The sequence below is a fragment of the Bacillus sp. RC251 genome (assembly GCF_044908765.1).
In the GTDB taxonomy this organism is placed as follows: Bacteria; Bacillota; Bacilli; order Bacillales; family Bacillaceae_G; genus Bacillus_A; species Bacillus_A wiedmannii.
Map to the genome: position 1 here is coordinate 571,420 of NZ_JBIYDP010000002.1, position 18,607 is coordinate 590,026.

17 protein-coding genes and 1 other annotated feature are annotated in these 18,607 nt (G+C 38.3%); all 17 genes read left to right on the forward strand.

The features are described 5' to 3' along the window. Positions 1 to 3: 3 nt before the first annotated feature. The 17 genes from ABH961_RS12990 to pyrE all read left to right on the forward strand — a co-directional run bounded on the left by ABH961_RS12990 (position 4) and on the right by pyrE (position 18,580). Positions 4 to 267, forward strand: a complete 264-nt coding sequence (locus ABH961_RS12990) for a YggT family protein (RefSeq protein ID WP_000259082.1) — start codon at positions 4 to 6, stop codon at positions 265 to 267. A 15-nt stretch (positions 268 to 282) separates the two neighbouring features. Then, positions 283 to 1,050, forward strand: a complete 768-nt coding sequence (locus ABH961_RS12995; protein ID WP_000029706.1) for a YlmH family RNA-binding protein — start codon at positions 283 to 285, stop codon at positions 1,048 to 1,050. Positions 1,051 to 1,139: 89 nt separating this feature from the next. After that, a complete protein-coding gene (gene divIVA, locus ABH961_RS13000) occupies positions 1,140 to 1,646 on the forward strand; it encodes a septum site-determining protein DivIVA (protein ID WP_001131609.1) in 507 nt (168 codons plus the stop codon). Between the two features lie 51 nt (positions 1,647 to 1,697). Next, positions 1,698 to 1,922 (forward strand) — a binding site (T-box leader). Positions 1,923 to 1,993: 71 nt separating this feature from the next. Beyond that, positions 1,994 to 4,759 (forward strand): isoleucine--tRNA ligase, encoded by a 2,766-nt coding sequence (ileS2, locus tag ABH961_RS13005; protein ID WP_098079052.1) that lies wholly within the window; start codon positions 1,994 to 1,996, stop codon positions 4,757 to 4,759. A gap of 157 nt (positions 4,760 to 4,916) precedes the next feature. After that, positions 4,917 to 5,246: a TraR/DksA C4-type zinc finger protein gene (locus ABH961_RS13010; RefSeq protein WP_001004658.1), complete on the forward strand. Its 330-nt coding sequence runs from the start codon at positions 4,917 to 4,919 to the stop codon at positions 5,244 to 5,246. Between the two features lie 124 nt (positions 5,247 to 5,370). Continuing rightward, positions 5,371 to 5,829 carry a lipoprotein signal peptidase LspA gene (lspA, locus tag ABH961_RS13015; RefSeq protein ID WP_000642186.1) on the forward strand — a complete coding sequence of 153 codons (459 nt, stop codon included), beginning with the start codon at positions 5,371 to 5,373 and terminating at the stop codon, positions 5,827 to 5,829. Between the two features lie 4 nt (positions 5,830 to 5,833). Next, positions 5,834 to 6,742 carry an RluA family pseudouridine synthase gene (locus ABH961_RS13020; protein ID WP_000005846.1) on the forward strand — a complete coding sequence of 303 codons (909 nt, stop codon included), beginning with the start codon at positions 5,834 to 5,836 and terminating at the stop codon, positions 6,740 to 6,742. Between the two features lie 203 nt (positions 6,743 to 6,945). Continuing rightward, positions 6,946 to 7,488, forward strand: coding sequence for a bifunctional pyrimidine operon transcriptional regulator/uracil phosphoribosyltransferase (gene pyrR / locus ABH961_RS13025; protein WP_001156490.1), 543 nt, complete (start codon positions 6,946 to 6,948; stop codon positions 7,486 to 7,488). 146 nt (positions 7,489 to 7,634) lie between these two features. After that, the gene (gene uraA, locus ABH961_RS13030; protein ID WP_141499128.1) at positions 7,635 to 8,918 is read left to right on the forward strand and encodes a uracil permease; all 1,284 of its coding nucleotides are present in this window, start codon (positions 7,635 to 7,637) and stop codon (positions 8,916 to 8,918) included. 148 nt (positions 8,919 to 9,066) lie between these two features. After that, entirely contained in the window at positions 9,067 to 9,981 is a 915-nt protein-coding gene (gene pyrB / locus ABH961_RS13035; RefSeq protein WP_098642758.1) for an aspartate carbamoyltransferase, read from the forward strand. Beyond that, positions 9,965 to 11,251 (forward strand): dihydroorotase, encoded by a 1,287-nt coding sequence (gene pyrC, locus ABH961_RS13040; protein WP_001108374.1) that lies wholly within the window; start codon positions 9,965 to 9,967, stop codon positions 11,249 to 11,251. Before pyrB ends, pyrC begins: the two co-directional genes overlap by 17 nt. After that, entirely contained in the window at positions 11,248 to 12,345 is a 1,098-nt protein-coding gene (locus ABH961_RS13045; RefSeq protein WP_098047865.1) for a carbamoyl phosphate synthase small subunit, read from the forward strand. The genes pyrC and ABH961_RS13045 overlap by 4 nt, the downstream gene beginning before the upstream one ends. Then, positions 12,330 to 15,548, forward strand: coding sequence for a carbamoyl-phosphate synthase large subunit (carB, locus tag ABH961_RS13050; protein ID WP_098642756.1), 3,219 nt, complete (start codon positions 12,330 to 12,332; stop codon positions 15,546 to 15,548). The genes ABH961_RS13045 and carB overlap by 16 nt, the downstream gene beginning before the upstream one ends. Continuing rightward, positions 15,545 to 16,324 (forward strand): dihydroorotate oxidase B electron transfer subunit, encoded by a 780-nt coding sequence (pyrK, locus tag ABH961_RS13055; RefSeq protein WP_000983346.1) that lies wholly within the window; start codon positions 15,545 to 15,547, stop codon positions 16,322 to 16,324. The genes carB and pyrK overlap by 4 nt, the downstream gene beginning before the upstream one ends. Next, positions 16,321 to 17,250, forward strand: coding sequence for a dihydroorotate oxidase B catalytic subunit (gene pyrD / locus ABH961_RS13060; RefSeq protein WP_001081053.1), 930 nt, complete (start codon positions 16,321 to 16,323; stop codon positions 17,248 to 17,250). The genes pyrK and pyrD overlap by 4 nt, the downstream gene beginning before the upstream one ends. Next, entirely contained in the window at positions 17,235 to 17,951 is a 717-nt protein-coding gene (gene pyrF / locus ABH961_RS13065; protein WP_048546062.1) for an orotidine-5'-phosphate decarboxylase, read from the forward strand. The genes pyrD and pyrF overlap by 16 nt, the downstream gene beginning before the upstream one ends. Continuing rightward, complete coding sequence (gene pyrE, locus ABH961_RS13070; protein ID WP_000711449.1) at positions 17,948 to 18,580, forward strand: orotate phosphoribosyltransferase; 633 nt, start codon at positions 17,948 to 17,950, stop codon at positions 18,578 to 18,580. Before pyrF ends, pyrE begins: the two co-directional genes overlap by 4 nt. Positions 18,581 to 18,607: the final 27 nt, after the last annotated feature.

Here is an 18,607-nt window from a genome sequence, read left to right on the forward strand (position 1 = left end):
GCCATGGTAACAGTTTTAAACGTTTTAATTACTGCTATCGAGATCTACTCGTGGGCACTTATTATTTACATTCTTCTATCATGGTTCCCTGGTGCAAAGGAATCAACTTTTGGAGAAATTCTTGCGCGTATTTGTGAACCGTATTTAGAACCATTTCGCAGATTTATTCCGCCGCTTGGTATGATTGATATCTCTCCACTCGTTGCGATTTTCACGTTAAAGCTTGCTACGAATGGTTTAATAAGTATATTCAACTATTTCTTATAGTAAGAGGTTAAATACATGAGCATCTATGAACATTTCAGACCCGATGAAGAGGTCTTTGTGGATAAGGTGTTAGAGTGGAAGCGAGCAGCGGAGTACCATCAAGTGAAGTTAACAGACTTCCTTGATCCAAGACAACAACAAATTGTCACTATGGTAATAGGACAAGGGGATGTTGCTGTACAGTTTGATGGTGCAACGCCTCATGCAGAGCGTAAGAGAGCACTCATTTATCCGGACTATCTAGTAGTGAATGAAGAGGAATTTCAAGTAGAAGTATTGGAAATTGACTATCCTTCCAAGTTTTATACGCTAGAACATAGGCAAATATTAGGTACATTTATGTCTCTTGGTTTAACGAGAGAAAAATGTGGTGATATTTTGCTTCAAGAAGATCGTGCCCAAATTGTAGTCGCGAAAGAAGTTGTATCTTATATTGAGATGAACTTACAATCTATAGGGAAAGTGAAAGTCTCCTTATCACCAGTACAAGGAGAAAAAATTCTACAGATGCAAGAAACGTGGGGAGAGAAATCTGGAACGGTTTCTTCACTTCGTTTAGATGTTATGTTAGCTGAAATGTTACATATATCCAGACAAAAAGTACAACCTTTCATAAAAAATGGTTTAGTAAAAGTTAATTGGAAAACAGTGGAGCAAACTTCTTATGAATGTTATCCAGGAGATGTTTTTTCAGTGAGAGGATATGGACGAAGTAAATTGTTTTCTGTAGAAGGTAGAACAAAGCGCGACAAATGGAGAATTTTGTATGGTATACTAAAATGATTGGTTTTTTAGAAGGAAATCCTCCTATTTTGTCGAAGAAAAGATATAATTGAAATAGGAAATTTAGATAACTACTTGGAGGTGGCGTTGTGCCGTTAACACCATTAGATATTCATAACAAAGAATTTGGTCGCGGATTCCGTGGCTATGATGAAGATCAAGTAAATGAGTTTCTTGATCAAATTATCAAAGATTATGAATTAGTCATTCGTGAGAAAAAAGCTTTAGAAGAAAAAGTTGCGCAATTAGAAGGGAAGTTAGATCATTTCTCTAATATTGAAGATACGTTAAACAAATCTATCATCGTTGCACAAGAAGCAGCGGAAGAAGTAAAACGTAATGCGCAAAAAGAAGCAAAATTAATCGTACGTGAAGCTGAAAAGAATGCAGATCGTATTATTAACGAAGCGTTAGTAAAATCAAGAAAAGTTGCCTTTGATATTGAAGAGCTAAAGAAACAAGCGAAAGTATTCCGCACTCGTTTCCGTATGTTATTAGAAACACAGCTTGAAATGTTAAACAACGATGATTGGGATAAACTAATTGAGTTAGAAGACGAAGTAGATGAACTGTTGAAAAAAGAAGAAACAGTGTAAGCTTGACGTTTTTCTCATTATTACATATAATTTTAAACAACATATTTATTAAGAAAAACGAAGATAGGGATAAGTACCTTTTTCATACCTTATATAGCGAACTGAGGATGGTGTAAGCTCAGGATAAGGAGATAATGGGAATATCACCCTGGAGTTCCGCGCTGAACAAATAGAGTAAGCGTAGGCGTATATTCGCGTTAAGAATATAAAGAGGATTGTATACATACGTATAGGATCTACTAGGGTGGTACCGCGGGAGACTTTCTCGTCCCTTTTGGGGATGAGAAAGTCTCTTTTTTATTCCGTTTTTTAAGTGTTTCTTTTATACATGTAAGGAGGAATTGAGCATGGAGTACAAAAATACATTACTAATGCCAAAAACAGAGTTCCCAATGCGTGGGAATTTACCAAAACGTGAGCCTGCAATGCAAGAACAGTGGGCTGAAATGAATATTTATGAAAAGGTACAAGAACATACGAAAGGTCGTCCTTTATTTGTACTGCATGATGGACCTCCATATGCGAATGGTGACATTCATATGGGACATGCATTAAATAAAGTGTTAAAAGACTTTATTGTTCGTTATAAATCAATGACTGGTTACTGCGCACCATATGTACCGGGTTGGGATACACACGGTTTACCAATTGAGCAAGCTTTAACAAATAAAGGTGTAAAGCGTAAAGAAATGACAGTTGCTGAGTTCCGTAAGTTATGTGCAGAGTATGCATATGAACAAGTAGAACGTCAACGTGAACAATTTAAGCGTTTAGGTGTACGTGCAGATTGGGATAACCCATATATTACTTTAGAGCCGGCTTATGAAGCGCAACAAATTAAAGTGTTCGGTGATATGGCGAAAAAAGGTTATATCTATAAAGGGCAGAAACCAGTTTACTGGTCTCCAACGAGTGAATCAGCTTTAGCAGAAGCTGAAATTGAATACCAAGATAAAAAATCAGCATCTATTTACGTAGCATTCCCTGTAAAAGACGGAAAGAACGTATTAGAAGGTGATGAGAAATTCATTATCTGGACAACAACACCTTGGACGTTACCTGCAAACTTAGGTATTTCTGTTCACCCAGAACTTGAATACGCTATTGTAAAAGTAAATGATGAAAAATATATTATTGCTTCTGAACTATTTGAGACAGTTGCAAAAACGTTAGAGTGGGAAAATGCTGAAGTTGTGAAAACGGTAAAAGGTAGCGAACTTGAGTATACAGTTGCAAAACATCCATTCTACGATCGTGATTCATTAGTTATGCTAGGAGATCACGTAACAACAGATGCAGGTACAGGTTGTGTTCATACAGCACCAGGACACGGGGAAGATGACTTCGTTGTTGGTAAAAAGTATGGATTAGAAGTACTTTGCCCAGTTGATGATAAAGGTGTATTAACAAATGAAGCACCTGGATTTGAAGGCTTATTCTATGATAAAGCTAACAAGCCAATTACAGAAAAATTAGAAGAAGTAGGCGCGTTACTGAAGCTAGCATTCATTACGCATTCATACCCACATGATTGGAGAACGAAAAAACCAATTATTTTCCGTGCGACAGCACAGTGGTTTGCATCTATTGAAGCGTTCCGTAAAGAATTATTGGAAGCTGTTGCGGAAACAAAATGGGTACCAGCATGGGGAGAAACTCGTCTTCATAATATGGTTCGTGACCGTGGTGACTGGTGTATTTCTCGTCAGCGTGCATGGGGTGTGCCAATCCCTGTATTCTATGCAGAGAATGGTGATCCAATTATTACAGATGAAACAATTAACCATGTAGCAGATTTATTCCGTGAGCACGGTTCTAACGTATGGTTTGAGCGTGAAGCGAGAGATCTATTACCAGAAGGATTTACACATACAGGTAGCCCAAATGGTGAATTCCGTAAAGAAACAGACATCATGGATGTATGGTTCGATTCAGGTTCTTCTCACCAAGCAGTATTAGAAGAGCGCGAAGACTTACAACGTCCAGCTGATTTATATTTAGAAGGATCGGACCAGTATCGTGGTTGGTTTAACTCTTCATTATCAACAGCAGTTGCTGTAACAGGTAAAGCTCCATATAAAGGCGTACTAAGCCATGGTTTCGTATTAGATGGTGAAGGGCGTAAAATGAGTAAGTCGATTGGAAACATCGTCGTACCGAAGAAAATTATGGATCAATTAGGTGGAGATATTTTACGCTTATGGGTATCTTCTGTTGACTATCAATCTGATGTACGTATTTCAGATGATATTTTAAAACAAGTAGCAGAAGTGTATCGTAAAATCCGTAACACATTCCGTTTCTTATTAGGAAACTTAGATGACTTTAAGCCAAGTGAAAATACAGTAGCTGTAGCTGAACTTCGTGAAGTAGATCGTTATATGTTAGTGAAATTAAATGACTTAATTACAAAAGTAAAAGAAGCATATAAAACATACGACTTCGCTGCTGTGTATCATGCAATTCATAACTTCTGTACAATTGATTTAAGTTCATTCTACTTAGACTTTGCAAAAGACATTTTATACATTGAAGGTGCAAACCATGAAGATCGTCGTGCAATTCAAACTGTATTATATGATGTTCTTGTTGCATTGACGAAACTTGTAACACCAATCTTACCGCATACAGCTGATGAAGTATGGCCATACATTCCGGGTGTAACAGAAGAAAGTGTACAATTAACTAATATGCCAGAAGCTGTACAATTAGATGGTGCGGAAGCATTAAAAACAAAATGGGATGCATTTATGACGCTGCGTGATGACGTATTAAAAGCGTTAGAAGTAGCTCGTAATGAGAAAGTAATCGGTAAGTCATTAAATGCAAGTATTACGCTATATCCGACTGTAGAAATGAAAACTATGTTAGAGTCTATTAGCGAAGACTTAAAGCAATTATTCATCGTTTCTGAGTATAAACTTGGTGGTATGATGGAAGAAGCGCCAGCAGATGCGCCGAAGTATGAGCATACAGCGGTTGTTGTTGCTCAAGCAACTGGTGAAACATGTGAACGTTGTTGGGTAGTTTCAGAAACAATTGGTAAAGACGCTGAACATGAAACATTATGTGAGCGTTGTGCAACAGTTGTTAAAGAAAACTATGTAAAATAATAAAAAAACTGACTGTGCGTAAGTACAGTCAGTTTTTTTATTGATGATATATTAAAATAACTTTCACTCTCTTTCCTATGAAGGAAAAATGTGTGTGAGGTAAGCATAGAAATTTCGGACACACTAATCGTACATTGCAGCTGGGAGGAATGTACACGTGAATGAAATGTATATGGAAATCAAAGAAGAATTGCAATTGATGCGAAAAGAGTTACAAGAGAGGCTAGCTAAAGAGGTCATGCACAAATATGATACAGAGTTTAGCGAAGAGCTTGGATATGAAATTAAGGAAGAGATAAAGAAAAAACTCCTATTACATGATATAAAAGAGGACTTAAAAGATGTAGAACGTGCATTATTTAAAATGGAAATAGATATGTATGGTATTTGTGAAGAAACGGGGAGAGCAATTTCGGTAAAACAAATGAAGACGATGCCGACTGCCCGTACCATTCATGAATTTTTCTATGAAAAAGTAAATGTATGAATGCGCACAACGATATTATATTACCTTTTTTTAATTTATTTTATTCTTCTATAAAGGTTCATTGTGAAAAGGTTGCAGCTATGCTAAAATTTTGAGGTACACTGTCTTTGTGGGGGAAATGAAAATGATATATTATGTAATAGCGTTATTTGTCATTGCCATCGATCAAATATCGAAATGGCTAATTGTAAAGAACATGGAATTGGGTACGAGCATTCCGATTATCGATAATGTATTATACATAACATCACATCGAAATAGAGGAGCTGCCTGGGGGATTTTAGAAAATAAAATGTGGTTTTTCTACATTATTACAGTCGTTTTTGTAGTATTTATCGTAATTTATATGCAAAAATATGCGAAAACAGACAAACTTCTAGGGATTTCATTAGGTCTAATATTAGGCGGAGCAATTGGTAATTTCATTGATCGTGTATTTAGACAAGAAGTAGTGGATTTCATTCACGTGTATATTTTCTCGTACAACTATCCAGTATTCAATATAGCTGATTCAGCATTATGTATTGGTGTTGTATTAATTATTATTCAAACATTATTAGAAGGCAAGAAAACGAAGGAGTAATTGAATGAGTGAAGTAGTACAAGTAACAGTTGCAGAAGAACAAAAAAGTGAGCGAATTGATAAATTCGTTGCAGAAATAAACAGTGAATGGTCACGTTCACAAGTACAACAATGGATTAAAGATGATGTCGTTACAGTTAATGGAAAATCGGTAAAAGTGAATTATAAAGTTAAAGAAAACGATGAAATTACAGTAACGATTCCTGATCCAGAAGAGTTAGATATCCAAGCAGAAGATATGGGCTTAGAAATTTATTATGAAGATGCAGATGTACTCGTTGTAAATAAGCCACGTGGTATGGTTGTACATCCAGCTCCAGGGCATACAAGCGGTACGCTTGTAAACGGACTTATGCACCATTGTACAGACCTGTCAGGTATTAACGGTGTAATGCGTCCTGGTATTGTGCATCGTATTGATAAAGATACATCTGGACTATTAATGGTTGCTAAAAATGATGTGGCGCATGAGTCACTTGTAAATCAACTTGTAGCAAAAACAGTAACAAGACGTTACAAAGCGATTGTACACGGTGTGATTCCGCATGATAAAGGAACGATCGATGCGCCAATTGGTCGCGATAAGAAAGAACGTCAAAGCATGACAGTTGATGAAAATGGTAAGAATGCTGTTACACACTTCCAGGTGTTAGAACGCTTTAAAGATTTTACACTTGTAGAATGTCGCTTAGAAACGGGACGTACGCACCAAATTCGTGTTCATATGAAATATATTGGCTATCCACTTGCAGGAGATCCGAAGTATGGTCCGAAGAAAACATTAGACATGAATGGACAAGCACTTCACGCAGGTATTTTAGGGTTTGACCATCCTCGTACTGGTGAATATATTCAGTTTGAGGCACCGATTCCAGAAGTGTTTGAAGACGCATTAAATATTTTACGGAAATAGTATTGACAAATCATAAGAAAACTGAGATACTGACAACAGTTAAATAATGATCCTTTAACACAGCCCCGTGAGGTTGAGAAGGTAACGGTTTGAAATACATAGGGTATGCTGTACCCTTTTTTCAAAAGTCCTCTCGCACACGCTGAGAGGACTTTTTTTATACCATTACTCTCACGCAAGAAAAAAGCTTGGAGGTGTAGAGCATGCAAGAGAAAGCTGTTGTTTTAGATGACCAAATGATTCGCCGCGCTTTAACACGAATTAGTCATGAAATCGTGGAACGAAATAAAGGTGTCGATAATTGTGTTCTTGTCGGAATTAAAACTCGTGGAATTTTTATTGCACAACGTTTGGCAGAACGAATTGGTCAAATTGAAGGAAAAGAAATGGAAGTTGGAGAGCTAGATATTACGTTATATCGTGATGATCTAACACTACAATCGAAAAATGAAGAACCACTTGTAAAAGGTTCTGATATCCCTGTAGATATTACGAAGAAAAAAGTTATCCTTGTGGATGATGTATTATATACAGGAAGAACAGTTCGAGCAGCAATGGATGCTCTTATGGATTTAGGTAGACCATCACAAATCCAACTGGCGGTTCTTGTTGATAGAGGTCATCGTGAACTACCAATTCGCGCTGATTATGTAGGAAAGAACATTCCAACATCAAGTGAAGAGCGTATCGAAGTTGATTTGCAAGAGACAGATCAACAAGATCGAGTAAGCATATACGATAAGTAAAGCCCTTTTAAATGTAGTCCTGTGAGGCTGCCAAAGGGTCTTGGCTTTCATATGTCAAATTTGGCATACGAAAGTGTAGGACTCTTTGTGCACAGGCACAAAGAGTTTTTTTATTGCAAAGATTTAAACTGAAGGAGGATGTAACAATGGAACAAAAGCCAGTGTTAGACGTTAATGAAGTACCGAAACCGGGAAAATGGTTATTTTTAAGTATACAACATTTGTTCGCGATGTTTGGATCAACAGTGCTTGTTCCGTTTTTAACAGGATTGAATCCGTCAGTAGCATTAATATCAAGTGGATTAGGAACGCTAGCGTTTCTTCTTATAACGAAAGGTCAAGTACCTGCCTATCTAGGATCATCATTCGCCTTTATCGCACCGATTATAACAGCGAAAACAGCAGGTGGACCTGGAGCAGCAATGCTTGGTGGTTTGTTTGCAGGACTTGTGTACATCTTAATCTCACTCGGAATTAAGAAGTCAGGATCAGAGTGGATTATGAAATTACTTCCGCCAATCGTAGTTGGTCCAGTCGTAATGGTAATCGGTCTAGCTTTAGCACATACAGCAGTTAACATGGCGATGAACGGTGCGGATGGCAAATATAGCTTTACACACTTTTCAGTAGCATTAGTAACATTAGCAATTACAATTATCTGCTCTATATTCGGAAGAGGGTTTTTCAGTATCATACCAGTGTTACTGGGCATTGTCGGCGGATATATCTTTGCTTACTTCCAAGGGCTAGTAAACTTAAAGCCGGTAGCTGAGGCAAAATGGTTTGTTGTACCAGATTTCACAGTACCATTTGTAACATATACTCCGGAGTTTTCGTGGAAGATTGTACTCTTGATGGTACCAGTAGCATTAGTAACAATTTCAGAACATATCGGACATCAAATTGTACTAGGAAATGTTATTAAAAGAGATTTAATTGAAAAACCAGGTTTACATCGCTCAATCTTCGGTGATGGAATAGCAACATTGATTGCATCACTAATAGGTGGACCACCGAATACAACGTATGGTGAAAACATCGGTGTGTTAGCAATTACGAGAGCATACAGTGTATACTTATTCATCGGCTCAGCGGTGTTTGCAATCATGTTCGGATTTATCGGTAAGATTTCTGCACTGATTCATTCGATCCCAACACCAGTTATGGGTGGTGTATCAATCTTACTATTCGGTGTAATTGCATCAAGCGGATTACGCATGATGGTAGATGATAAAACAGACCTAAGTGACAAACGAAACTTAATGATTGCATCAGTAATACTAGTAATCGGTATTGGTGGAGCGGTACTCCACGTAGGAGAATCGTTCCAAGTAGAAGGAATGGCACTAGCAGCAATTGTAGGTGTACTATTAAATCTACTACTACCAGAAACGAAACAAATAAAACAATCTAAGCAGATTGCTTCATAATAATAACCTTTTAATTCAGTCCTGTGAGACCGGAAAGGGTGGCTTCTTCCTTGCACCCTAGTCTCAAATGACTAGGGTATTTTTATACAAAAGTTGTTATAAAAATACAAAAGTGGTAACATAAAAATCAGAAAGATGAGGGATGACGATGAGCCATTTGTTAACGATGAGTGAATTATCGGAAGTAGAAATTTCAGAAATCCTAAAAGACGCAGAAGATTTCGCGAATGGAAAAGAGAGCAAAACGACAGAGCAAACTTTTGTTGCGAACTTGTTCTTTGAGAATAGTACGAGAACGAGATTTAGCTTTGAAGTTGCTGAGAAGAGATTAGGAATTGAAGTTTTAAACTTTTCAGCGGATGCATCAAGCGTACAAAAAGGAGAAACTTTATACGATACGATAAGAACACTAGAATCAATCGGAACAAAAGCGGTGATCGTCCGCCATGAGCAAGATCGCTACTTCGATGAACTAAAAGAACAGGTAAATATCCCAATCTTAAACGCTGGAGATGGATGTGGAAATCATCCAACGCAGTGCCTACTCGATCTTCTTACAATTAAACAAGAGTTTGGAAGATTTGAAGGATTAAAGATTGCGATAGTAGGAGATATTCGTCATAGCCGAGTAGCACGTTCTAATGCAGAAGCATTAACGAAACTGGGTGCAACAATTTACTTTGCAAGTCCAGAAGAGTGGAAAGATGAAGACAGCACGTTTGGAACATACAAACCATTAGATGAACTTGTTCCAGAAGTGGATGTAATGATGTTACTTCGTGTACAACATGAGCGTCATGATCATTATGAAACAGACATTATGAAAGAGTATCATGAGAAACACGGATTAACAGTGGAAAGAGAAAAGCGTATGAAAGAAGGAAGCATTATTATGCATCCAGCTCCTGTAAACCGTGATGTTGAAATTGCAAGTGAACTTGTTGAGTGTGAGCGTTCACGCATATTTAAACAAATGGAAAATGGAGTTTACGTAAGAATGGCTGTACTAAAACGCGCCTTACCAAATGTATTAGGAGGAATGAAACATGAATTACTTGTTTAAAAATGGTCGTTATATGAATGAAGAAGGAAAAATCGTAGCAACAGATCTTCTCGTACAAGACGGTAAAATCGCTAAGGTAGCAGAAAATATTACGGCAGATAATGCTGAAGTAATCGATGTGAACGGAAAGTTAATCGCACCTGGATTAGTAGATGTACACGTACATCTTCGTGAACCAGGTGGTGAACATAAAGAAACAATTGAAACAGGTACACTAGCAGCGGCAAAAGGTGGGTTCACTACAATTTGTGCAATGCCAAATACACGCCCAGTACCAGATTGCAGAGAACATATGGAAGACTTGCAAAATCGTATTAAAGAAAAAGCGCATGTCAACGTACTACCATACGGAGCAATTACAGTACGCCAAGCTGGTTCTGAAATGACAGATTTCGAAACATTAAAAGAACTTGGAGCATTTGCTTTCACTGATGACGGTGTAGGCGTACAAGATGCTAGCATGATGTTAGCTGCTATGAAGCGTGCAGCGAAATTAAATATGGCAGTAGTTGCGCATTGTGAAGAGAATACTCTTATTAATAAAGGTTGTGTACATGAAGGGAAGTTTTCTGAGAAACACGGATTAAACGGTATCCCATCAGTATGTGAATCTGTACATATTGCAAGGGATATACTGCTTGCTGAAGCGGCAGATTGTCACTATCACGTATGTCACGTAAGTACGAAAGGTTCTGTACGCGTAATTCGAGATGCGAAACGCGCTGGAATTAAAGTAACAGCAGAAGTAACACCTCATCATTTAGTGTTATGTGAAGATGATATCCCATCAGCTGATCCTAACTTTAAAATGAACCCGCCGCTTCGTGGAAAAGAAGATCACGCAGCACTAATTGAAGGTTTATTAGATGGAACAATTGATATGATCGCAACTGATCATGCACCGCATACAGCGGAAGAGAAAGCGCAAGGAATTGAAAGAGCACCATTCGGAATTACTGGTTTTGAAACAGCATTCCCACTTCTATACACAAACCTTGTGAAAAAAGGAATTATTACATTAGAGCAGTTAATTCAATTCTTAACAGAAAAACCAGCTGATACATTCGGCTTAGAAGCAGGTCGCCTGAAAGAAGGTAGAACAGCTGATATTACAATCATTGATTTAGAACAAGAAGAAGAGATTGACCCAACAACATTCTTATCAAAAGGAAAAAATACACCATTCGCAGGTTGGAAATGCCAAGGATGGCCGGTAATGACAATCGTTGGTGGTAAGATCGCATGGCAAAAGGAGAGTGCATTAGTATGAAAAGACAACTTATCTTAGAAGATGGAACAGTATTAATTGGAAAAGGTTTCGGAGGAGAAATCGAAAAGTCAGGTGAGGTTGTATTTACAACAGGAATGACTGGATATCAAGAAACATTATCTGATCCATCATATTGCGGTCAAATCGTAACATTCACGTACCCATTAATCGGAAACTACGGCATTAACCGTGATGATTTTGAATCAATTCACCCATCTGTAAATGGTTTAATCGTAAACGAAATTTGTGATCATCCATCAAACTTCCGTAATGAAATTTCGTTAAATGATTACTTAAAAGAAAGAAATATCCCAGGGTTAGCAGGAATTGATACAAGAAAATTAACGAGAAAAATTCGTCAATACGGTACATTACGTGGACGTATATGTAACATGGATGCAGATGTAGAATACATCGTGAGCCAATTAAAAGCGACAGTATTTACAGATCACGTGAAACGCGTATCAACGAAAGATCCATACCCAAGCCCAGGCCGTGGACACCGAGTTGTACTTGTAGACTTCGGAATGAAACATGGTATTTTACGAGAATTAAATAAACGTGACTGTGATGTAATTGTAGTACCTTACAATACAACAGCAGAAGAAATTTTACGTCTTAGCCCAGATGGAATTATGTTAAGTAACGGACCTGGAGATCCAAAAGATGTACCAGAAGCAATTGAAATGTTAAAAGACATTATCGGTAAAGTTCCTTTATTCGGAATTTGCTTAGGACATCAACTATTCGCTCTAGCATCTGGTGCGAATACAAGTAAGTTAAAATTCGGTCACCGTGGTTTAAACCATCCGGTAAAACATCTTGCAACTGGAAAAGTAGCAATTACATCTCAAAATCATGGTTACGCAGTAGAAGAAGAATCAGTTAAAAATACAGAACTTGAAATTACACATGTTGCTTTAAATGATGGAACAGTAGAAGGTCTTCGTCATACGAAGTTCCCAGCATTTACAGTGCAATACCATCCAGAAGCTTCTGCAGGACCAGAAGATGCAAACGATTTGTTCGAAGATTTCTTAGCAATGATTGAAAACTTCAAGAAAGAAGGGGAAGAGTTATGCCAAAACGCCTAGACATTAACACAATTTTAGTAATCGGATCAGGACCAATTGTAATTGGGCAAGCAGCAGAGTTTGACTACTCTGGTACACAAGCTTGTCAATCTCTTAGAGAAGAAGGTTACAAAGTAATCCTTGTTAACTCTAACCCAGCAACAATTATGACAGATACTGCAACGGCAGATAAAGTATATATAGAACCATTAACACTAGAATTTGTAAGCCGTATCATTCGTAAAGAACGTCCAGATGCAATCTTACCAACATTAGGTGGTCAAACAGGCCTGAATATGGCTGTTGAACTTGCGAAATCAGGCATACTTGAAGAGTGCGGAGTTGAAATTTTAGGAACAAAATTATCAGCAATCGAGCAAGCGGAGGATCGTGATTTATTCCGTACCTTAATGCAGGAATTAAATGAACCAATTCCATCTAGTACCATTATTCATACGCTAGAAGAAGCACATGAATTTGTAAAAGAAATTGGATATCCAGTTATTGTTCGCCCAGCATTTACAATGGGGGGAACAGGTGGCGGAATCTGTAGTAATGAAGAAGAACTAGTTGAAATCGTATCAGGTGGATTAAAACATAGTCCGGTAACACAATGTTTATTAGAAAAGAGCATTGCTGGTTGTAAGGAAATTGAATATGAAGTAATGCGTGATTCAAATGATAACGCGATTGTAGTATGTAACATGGAAAATATCGATCCAGTTGGGGTTCACACAGGTGATTCTATCGTTGTAGCACCGAGCCAAACATTAAGTGACCGTGAATATCAAATGTTACGAAACACTTCATTACGAATTATTCGTGCATTAGGAATTGAAGGTGGATGTAACGTTCAGCTTGCACTTGATCCATATAGCTTCCAATATTATGTAATCGAAGTAAACCCGCGTGTAAGTCGTTCATCTGCACTAGCATCTAAAGCAACTGGATATCCAATTGCGAAGCTAGCGGCAAAAATTGCAGTCGGTTTAACATTAGATGAAATTATAAATCCAGTAACACAAAAAACATATGCTTGTTTCGAACCAGCATTAGACTATGTTGTTTCAAAAATTCCACGCTGGCCATTTGATAAGTTTGAATCAGCAAACAGAACACTGGGTACACAAATGAAGGCAACTGGTGAAGTTATGTCAATCGGACGTAACTTAGAGCAATCATTATTAAAAGCGATTCGTTCTTTAGAACTTGGTGTTTATCACTTAGAGTTAGAGCATTTAAAAGAGCTTGATAAAGAGACAATGAAAAAACGCATTATAAAAGCTGATGATGAGCGACTGTTTATTGTAGCAGAAGCAATTCGTCAAGGTGTAACGAAAGAAGAAATCAACAATTGGTGTGAAATGGACTTCTTCTTCTTACAAAAAGTTGAAAATATCGTAAACATGGAACGCGAAGTAAAAGCAAATGTAGGAAATATGGAAGTATTACAATCAGCGAAAGAAATGGGCTTCAGTGACCATTACATCGCCAATGCTTGGAACAAAACAGAGCGTGAAATTTACGATATGCGTAAAGAAAGCAACATAACTCCTGTTTATAAAATGGTAGATACTTGTGCGGCAGAGTTTGAATCTGCAACACCCTACTACTACAGCACATATGGTGACGAGAATGAATCAGTTAGAACAGATCGTAAGAGTGTTGTCGTACTAGGATCTGGTCCAATCCGTATCGGTCAAGGTGTTGAGTTTGACTATGCAACAGTTCACTCTGTATGGGCAATTAAAGAAGCGGGATATGAGGCAATCATTGTTAATAACAATCCAGAAACAGTTTCAACAGACTTCAGTATTTCTGACAAATTATACTTTGAACCATTAACAATTGAAGATGTAATGCACATTATCGATTTAGAAAAACCAGAAGGTGTTATCGTCCAATTCGGTGGACAAACGGCAATTAACTTAGCTGCTAAATTAGAGGCTCACGGTGTGAAAATCTTAGGAACATCACTTGAAGATTTAGACCGTGCAGAAGATCGTGATAAGTTTGAAGCAGCTCTAACACAACTTGGTATTCCGCAGCCAGTTGGTAAAACAGCAACGACTGTAGAGCAAGCGGTAGCAATCGCTGACAAAATTGGTTACCCAGTATTAGTAAGACCATCTTACGTACTAGGTGGACGCGCGATGGAAATCGTATATCGTCAAGAAGAACTGCTGCACTACATGAAAAATGCGGTTAAAGTTCACGCAGATCATCCAGTATTAATCGATCGTTACATGGTTGGTAAAGAAATTGAAGTAGATGCAATTTCAGACGGTGAGAATGTATTCATTCCAGGTATTATGGAACATATTGAACGCGCTGGAGTTCACTCTGGTGACTCAATCGGAGTATATCCACCGCAAAGCTTATCTGCAAAACTGAAAGAACAAATTATTGAACATACAATTGCACTTGGAAAAGGTTTAAACATTGTTGGATTACTAAACATTCAGTTTGTAGTATTCAAAGATGAAGTGTATGTAATTGAAGTAAATCCACGTGCGAGCCGTACAGTACCATTCTTAAGTAAAATTACAGGCGTACCGATGGCGAATGTTGCAACGAAAGTTATTTTAGGTCAAGATCTTGTAGAACAAGGATATGGAACTGGTTATCACCCAGAAGAGAAAGAAGTGTATGTAAAAGCACCGGTATTCTCATTTGCGAAGCTACGTTCAGTTGATACAACATTAGGACCTGAAATGAAATCAACAGGGGAAGTAATGGGTAAAGACTTAACACTTGAAAAAGCATTATACAAAGGGTTAGTTGCTTCAGGAATTAACATCCCAACGCACGGATCAGTAATCATCACTGTAGCGGATAAAGATAAAGAAGAAGCAATGGAAATTGCAAAACGTTTCCACGAAATCGGCTATAACTTATTAGCAACAGCTGGAACAGCACAATCGTTAGCAGAGCAAAACATTCCAGTGCAAGTTGTAAATAAAATTGATTCTGAAGAATACAACTTACTTGATATTATCCGTCAAGGAAAAGCACAGTTTGTAATCAATACATTAACAAAAGGCAAACAACCAGCGCGTGATGGTTTCCGCATTCGCCGTGAATCAGTAGAAAATGGTGTGGCTTGCTTAACATCACTTGATACAACGAGAGCAATCTTACGAGTATTAGAATCTATGACATTCTCAGCTCATTCAATGAAAGAAATTACGCAAACGAAGCGTCACGAGGTGGTACATGCATGATGCAAAAGCAAAATATGATCGTCGTTAACCAAAAAGAAATCGCAAAAAACATTTACGAATTAGTGCTTCAAGGGGATCTAGTGCAGCAAATGAACGATCCAGGGCAGTTTGTACACATTAAGGTAGCAGAGGGCATTACGCCCCTTCTGCGCCGCCCAATTAGTATTTGTAATGTCGATCAAGACAAGAACGAATTTACAATGCTATATCGTGCGGAAGGACAAGGAACAAAAACATTAGCGAAAAGAAAACAAGGCGAACTTGTAGATGTGTTAGGACCACTTGGACATGGTTTTCCTGTAGAAGAAGCGGAAGCTGGACAAACGGCTCTATTAGTTGGAGGGGGAATTGGTGTACCACCACTATATGAATTGTCACAGCGTCTTGTAGCAAAGGGAGTACGCGTTATTCACATCTTAGGTTTCCAAACGAAAGATGTTGTCTTCTATGAAGAGAAATTCGCAGAGCTTGGTGATACGTATGTTGCAACAGTTGATGGTACGCATGGTACAGAAGGCTTTGTAACAGATGTAATTGATAGCTATGGAATCGACTTTGACATTCTATACTCATGTGGACCTTTAGCGATGCTTCGTGCATTAGAAGGACGCTATAAAGAGAGAAAAGCCTACATTTCATTAGAAGAGCGTATGGGCTGTGGCATTGGAGCATGTTTTGCATGTGTATGCCATTTACAAGCAGATCCGAGTGGACATTCTTACAAGAAGGTGTGTAGTGACGGACCAGTATTTCCAATCGGGGAGGTTGTACTATGAACAGATTGCAAGTTGAATTACCAGGGTTATCATTAAAAAATCCAATCATCCCAGCATCTGGTTGCTTCGGATTTGGTCGTGAGTATGCACAGTTCTATGATTTAAGTGTACTTGGATCAATTATGATTAAAGCGACAACAGAACAGCCTCGTTACGGAAACCCAACGCCTCGTGTTGCGGAAACACCAGGCGGAATGCTAAATGCAATCGGGCTTCAAAATCCTGGATTAGAAAAGGTAATGAATTCTGAATTACCTTTTCTCGAGCAATTTGATCTTCCGATTATTGCGAATGTTGCTGGCTCACAAGCTGAGGATTATGTAGCAGTTGCGAAAGAAATTTCAAAGGCACCTAATGTTCATGCGCTAGAATTAAATATTTCTTGTCCAAACGTAAAAACGGGTGGTATCGCTTTTGGTACGAATCCTGAAATTGCTGCTGATTTAACGAAGCGAGTAAAAGAGGTTTCTGAAGTACCGGTATATGTGAAATTGTCACCGAACGTGGCAAACATTGTGGAGATTGCAAAAGCAATTGAAAATGCGGGTGCGGACGGTTTAACGATGATTAATACATTGCTTGGTATGCGTCTAGATTTAAAAACAGCTAAACCAATTTTAGCAAACCGTACAGGCGGATTATCAGGTCCTGCGATTAAGCCAGTAGCAATTCGTATGGTACATGAAGTAAGTCAAGCGGTTAACATTCCGATTATCGGAATGGGTGGTATTGAAACTGCGGAAGATGTAATTGAATTCTTCTATGCTGGCGCAAGCGCGGTTGCAGTTGGAACAGCGAACTTTATCGATCCGTTCGTATGTCCGACAATTATTGAAGAATTACCAGCATTACTAGATGAATTAGGATTTGATCACATTTCGGAATGTCAAGGAAGGAGCTGGAAACAAACATGTCACAGTCGTTAATCGTTGCACTAGATTTTCCAGGGAAACAAGATGTAGAACAATTCTTACACCACTTTGAAGGGGAAGAGCTATTTGTCAAAGTAGGTATGGAGTTATTTTACAAAGAAGGCCCTGCGATTATTACGTACTTAAAAGAAAAAGGGCATAAGATCTTCCTAGATTTAAAACTTCATGATATTCCGAATACAGTAAAAAGCGCTATGCGTAGCCTAGCTAGTCTAGATGTTGATATGGTAAATGTTCATGCTGCTGGGGGAAGCAGTATGATGAAAGCTGCGATTGAGGGATTAGAGGAAGGTACGCAAGAAGGAAAAGAGAGACCGATTTGTATTGCAGTTACACAACTAACAAGCACTTCGGAAGCTATGATGAAAAAAGAGATTGGCATTGAGAAAACGTTAGAAGAAGCGGTTGCTCATTATGCAAAACTAACGAAAGAAAGTGGACTTGATGGTGTTGTTTGTTCAACACTTGAAGTTCCGAAATTACGTGAAGTATGCGGAAATGAATTTGTAACAGTAACACCGGGGATTCGTCTTGCAAGCGATGATATAAATGACCAGGTGCGCGTAGCAACACCGAAACGTGCGAGGGAACTTGGCTCAAGCTACATCGTAGTTGGACGTAGTATTACAAAAGCGGAAAATCCGCTTGAAGCGTATAAAACAGTAAAACAACAGTGGGAAGGTGTAACAGTATGAAAAAAGAAATCGCATCGCATTTATTAGAAATTGGAGCAGTATTTTTACAACCGAATGATCCATTCACTTGGTCCTCAGGTATGAAATCACCAATTTATTGTGATAATCGTTTAACTTTATCTTATCCAAAAGTACGTCAAGCGATTGCAGCTGGATTAGAAGAGTTAATTAAAGAGCACTTCCCAACTGTAGAAGTTATTGCAGGAACAGCAACGGCTGGTATTGCGCACGCTGCATGGGTAAGCGATCGTATGGATTTACCAATGTGCTACGTACGTAGTAAAGCAAAAGGTCACGGTAAAGGGAACCAAATTGAAGGAAAAGCTGAAAAAGGTCAAAAAGTAGTAGTAGTAGAAGACTTAATTTCAACTGGCGGTAGTGCAATTACATGTGTAGAAGCACTTCGCGAAGCTGGATGTGAAGTATTAGGAATCGTATCAATCTTCACATACGAGCTAGAAGCAGGAAAAGAAAAACTAGAGGCAGCTAACGTAGCATCATACTCTTTAAGCGACTACAGTGCATTAACTGAAGTAGCAGCAGAAAAAGGTATGATCGGACAAGCTGAAACGAAAAAATTACAAGAGTGGCGTAAAAATCCAGCAAACGAAGCTTGGATTACAGCGTAACACGAAAAAAACGACCGCGGGGGAACG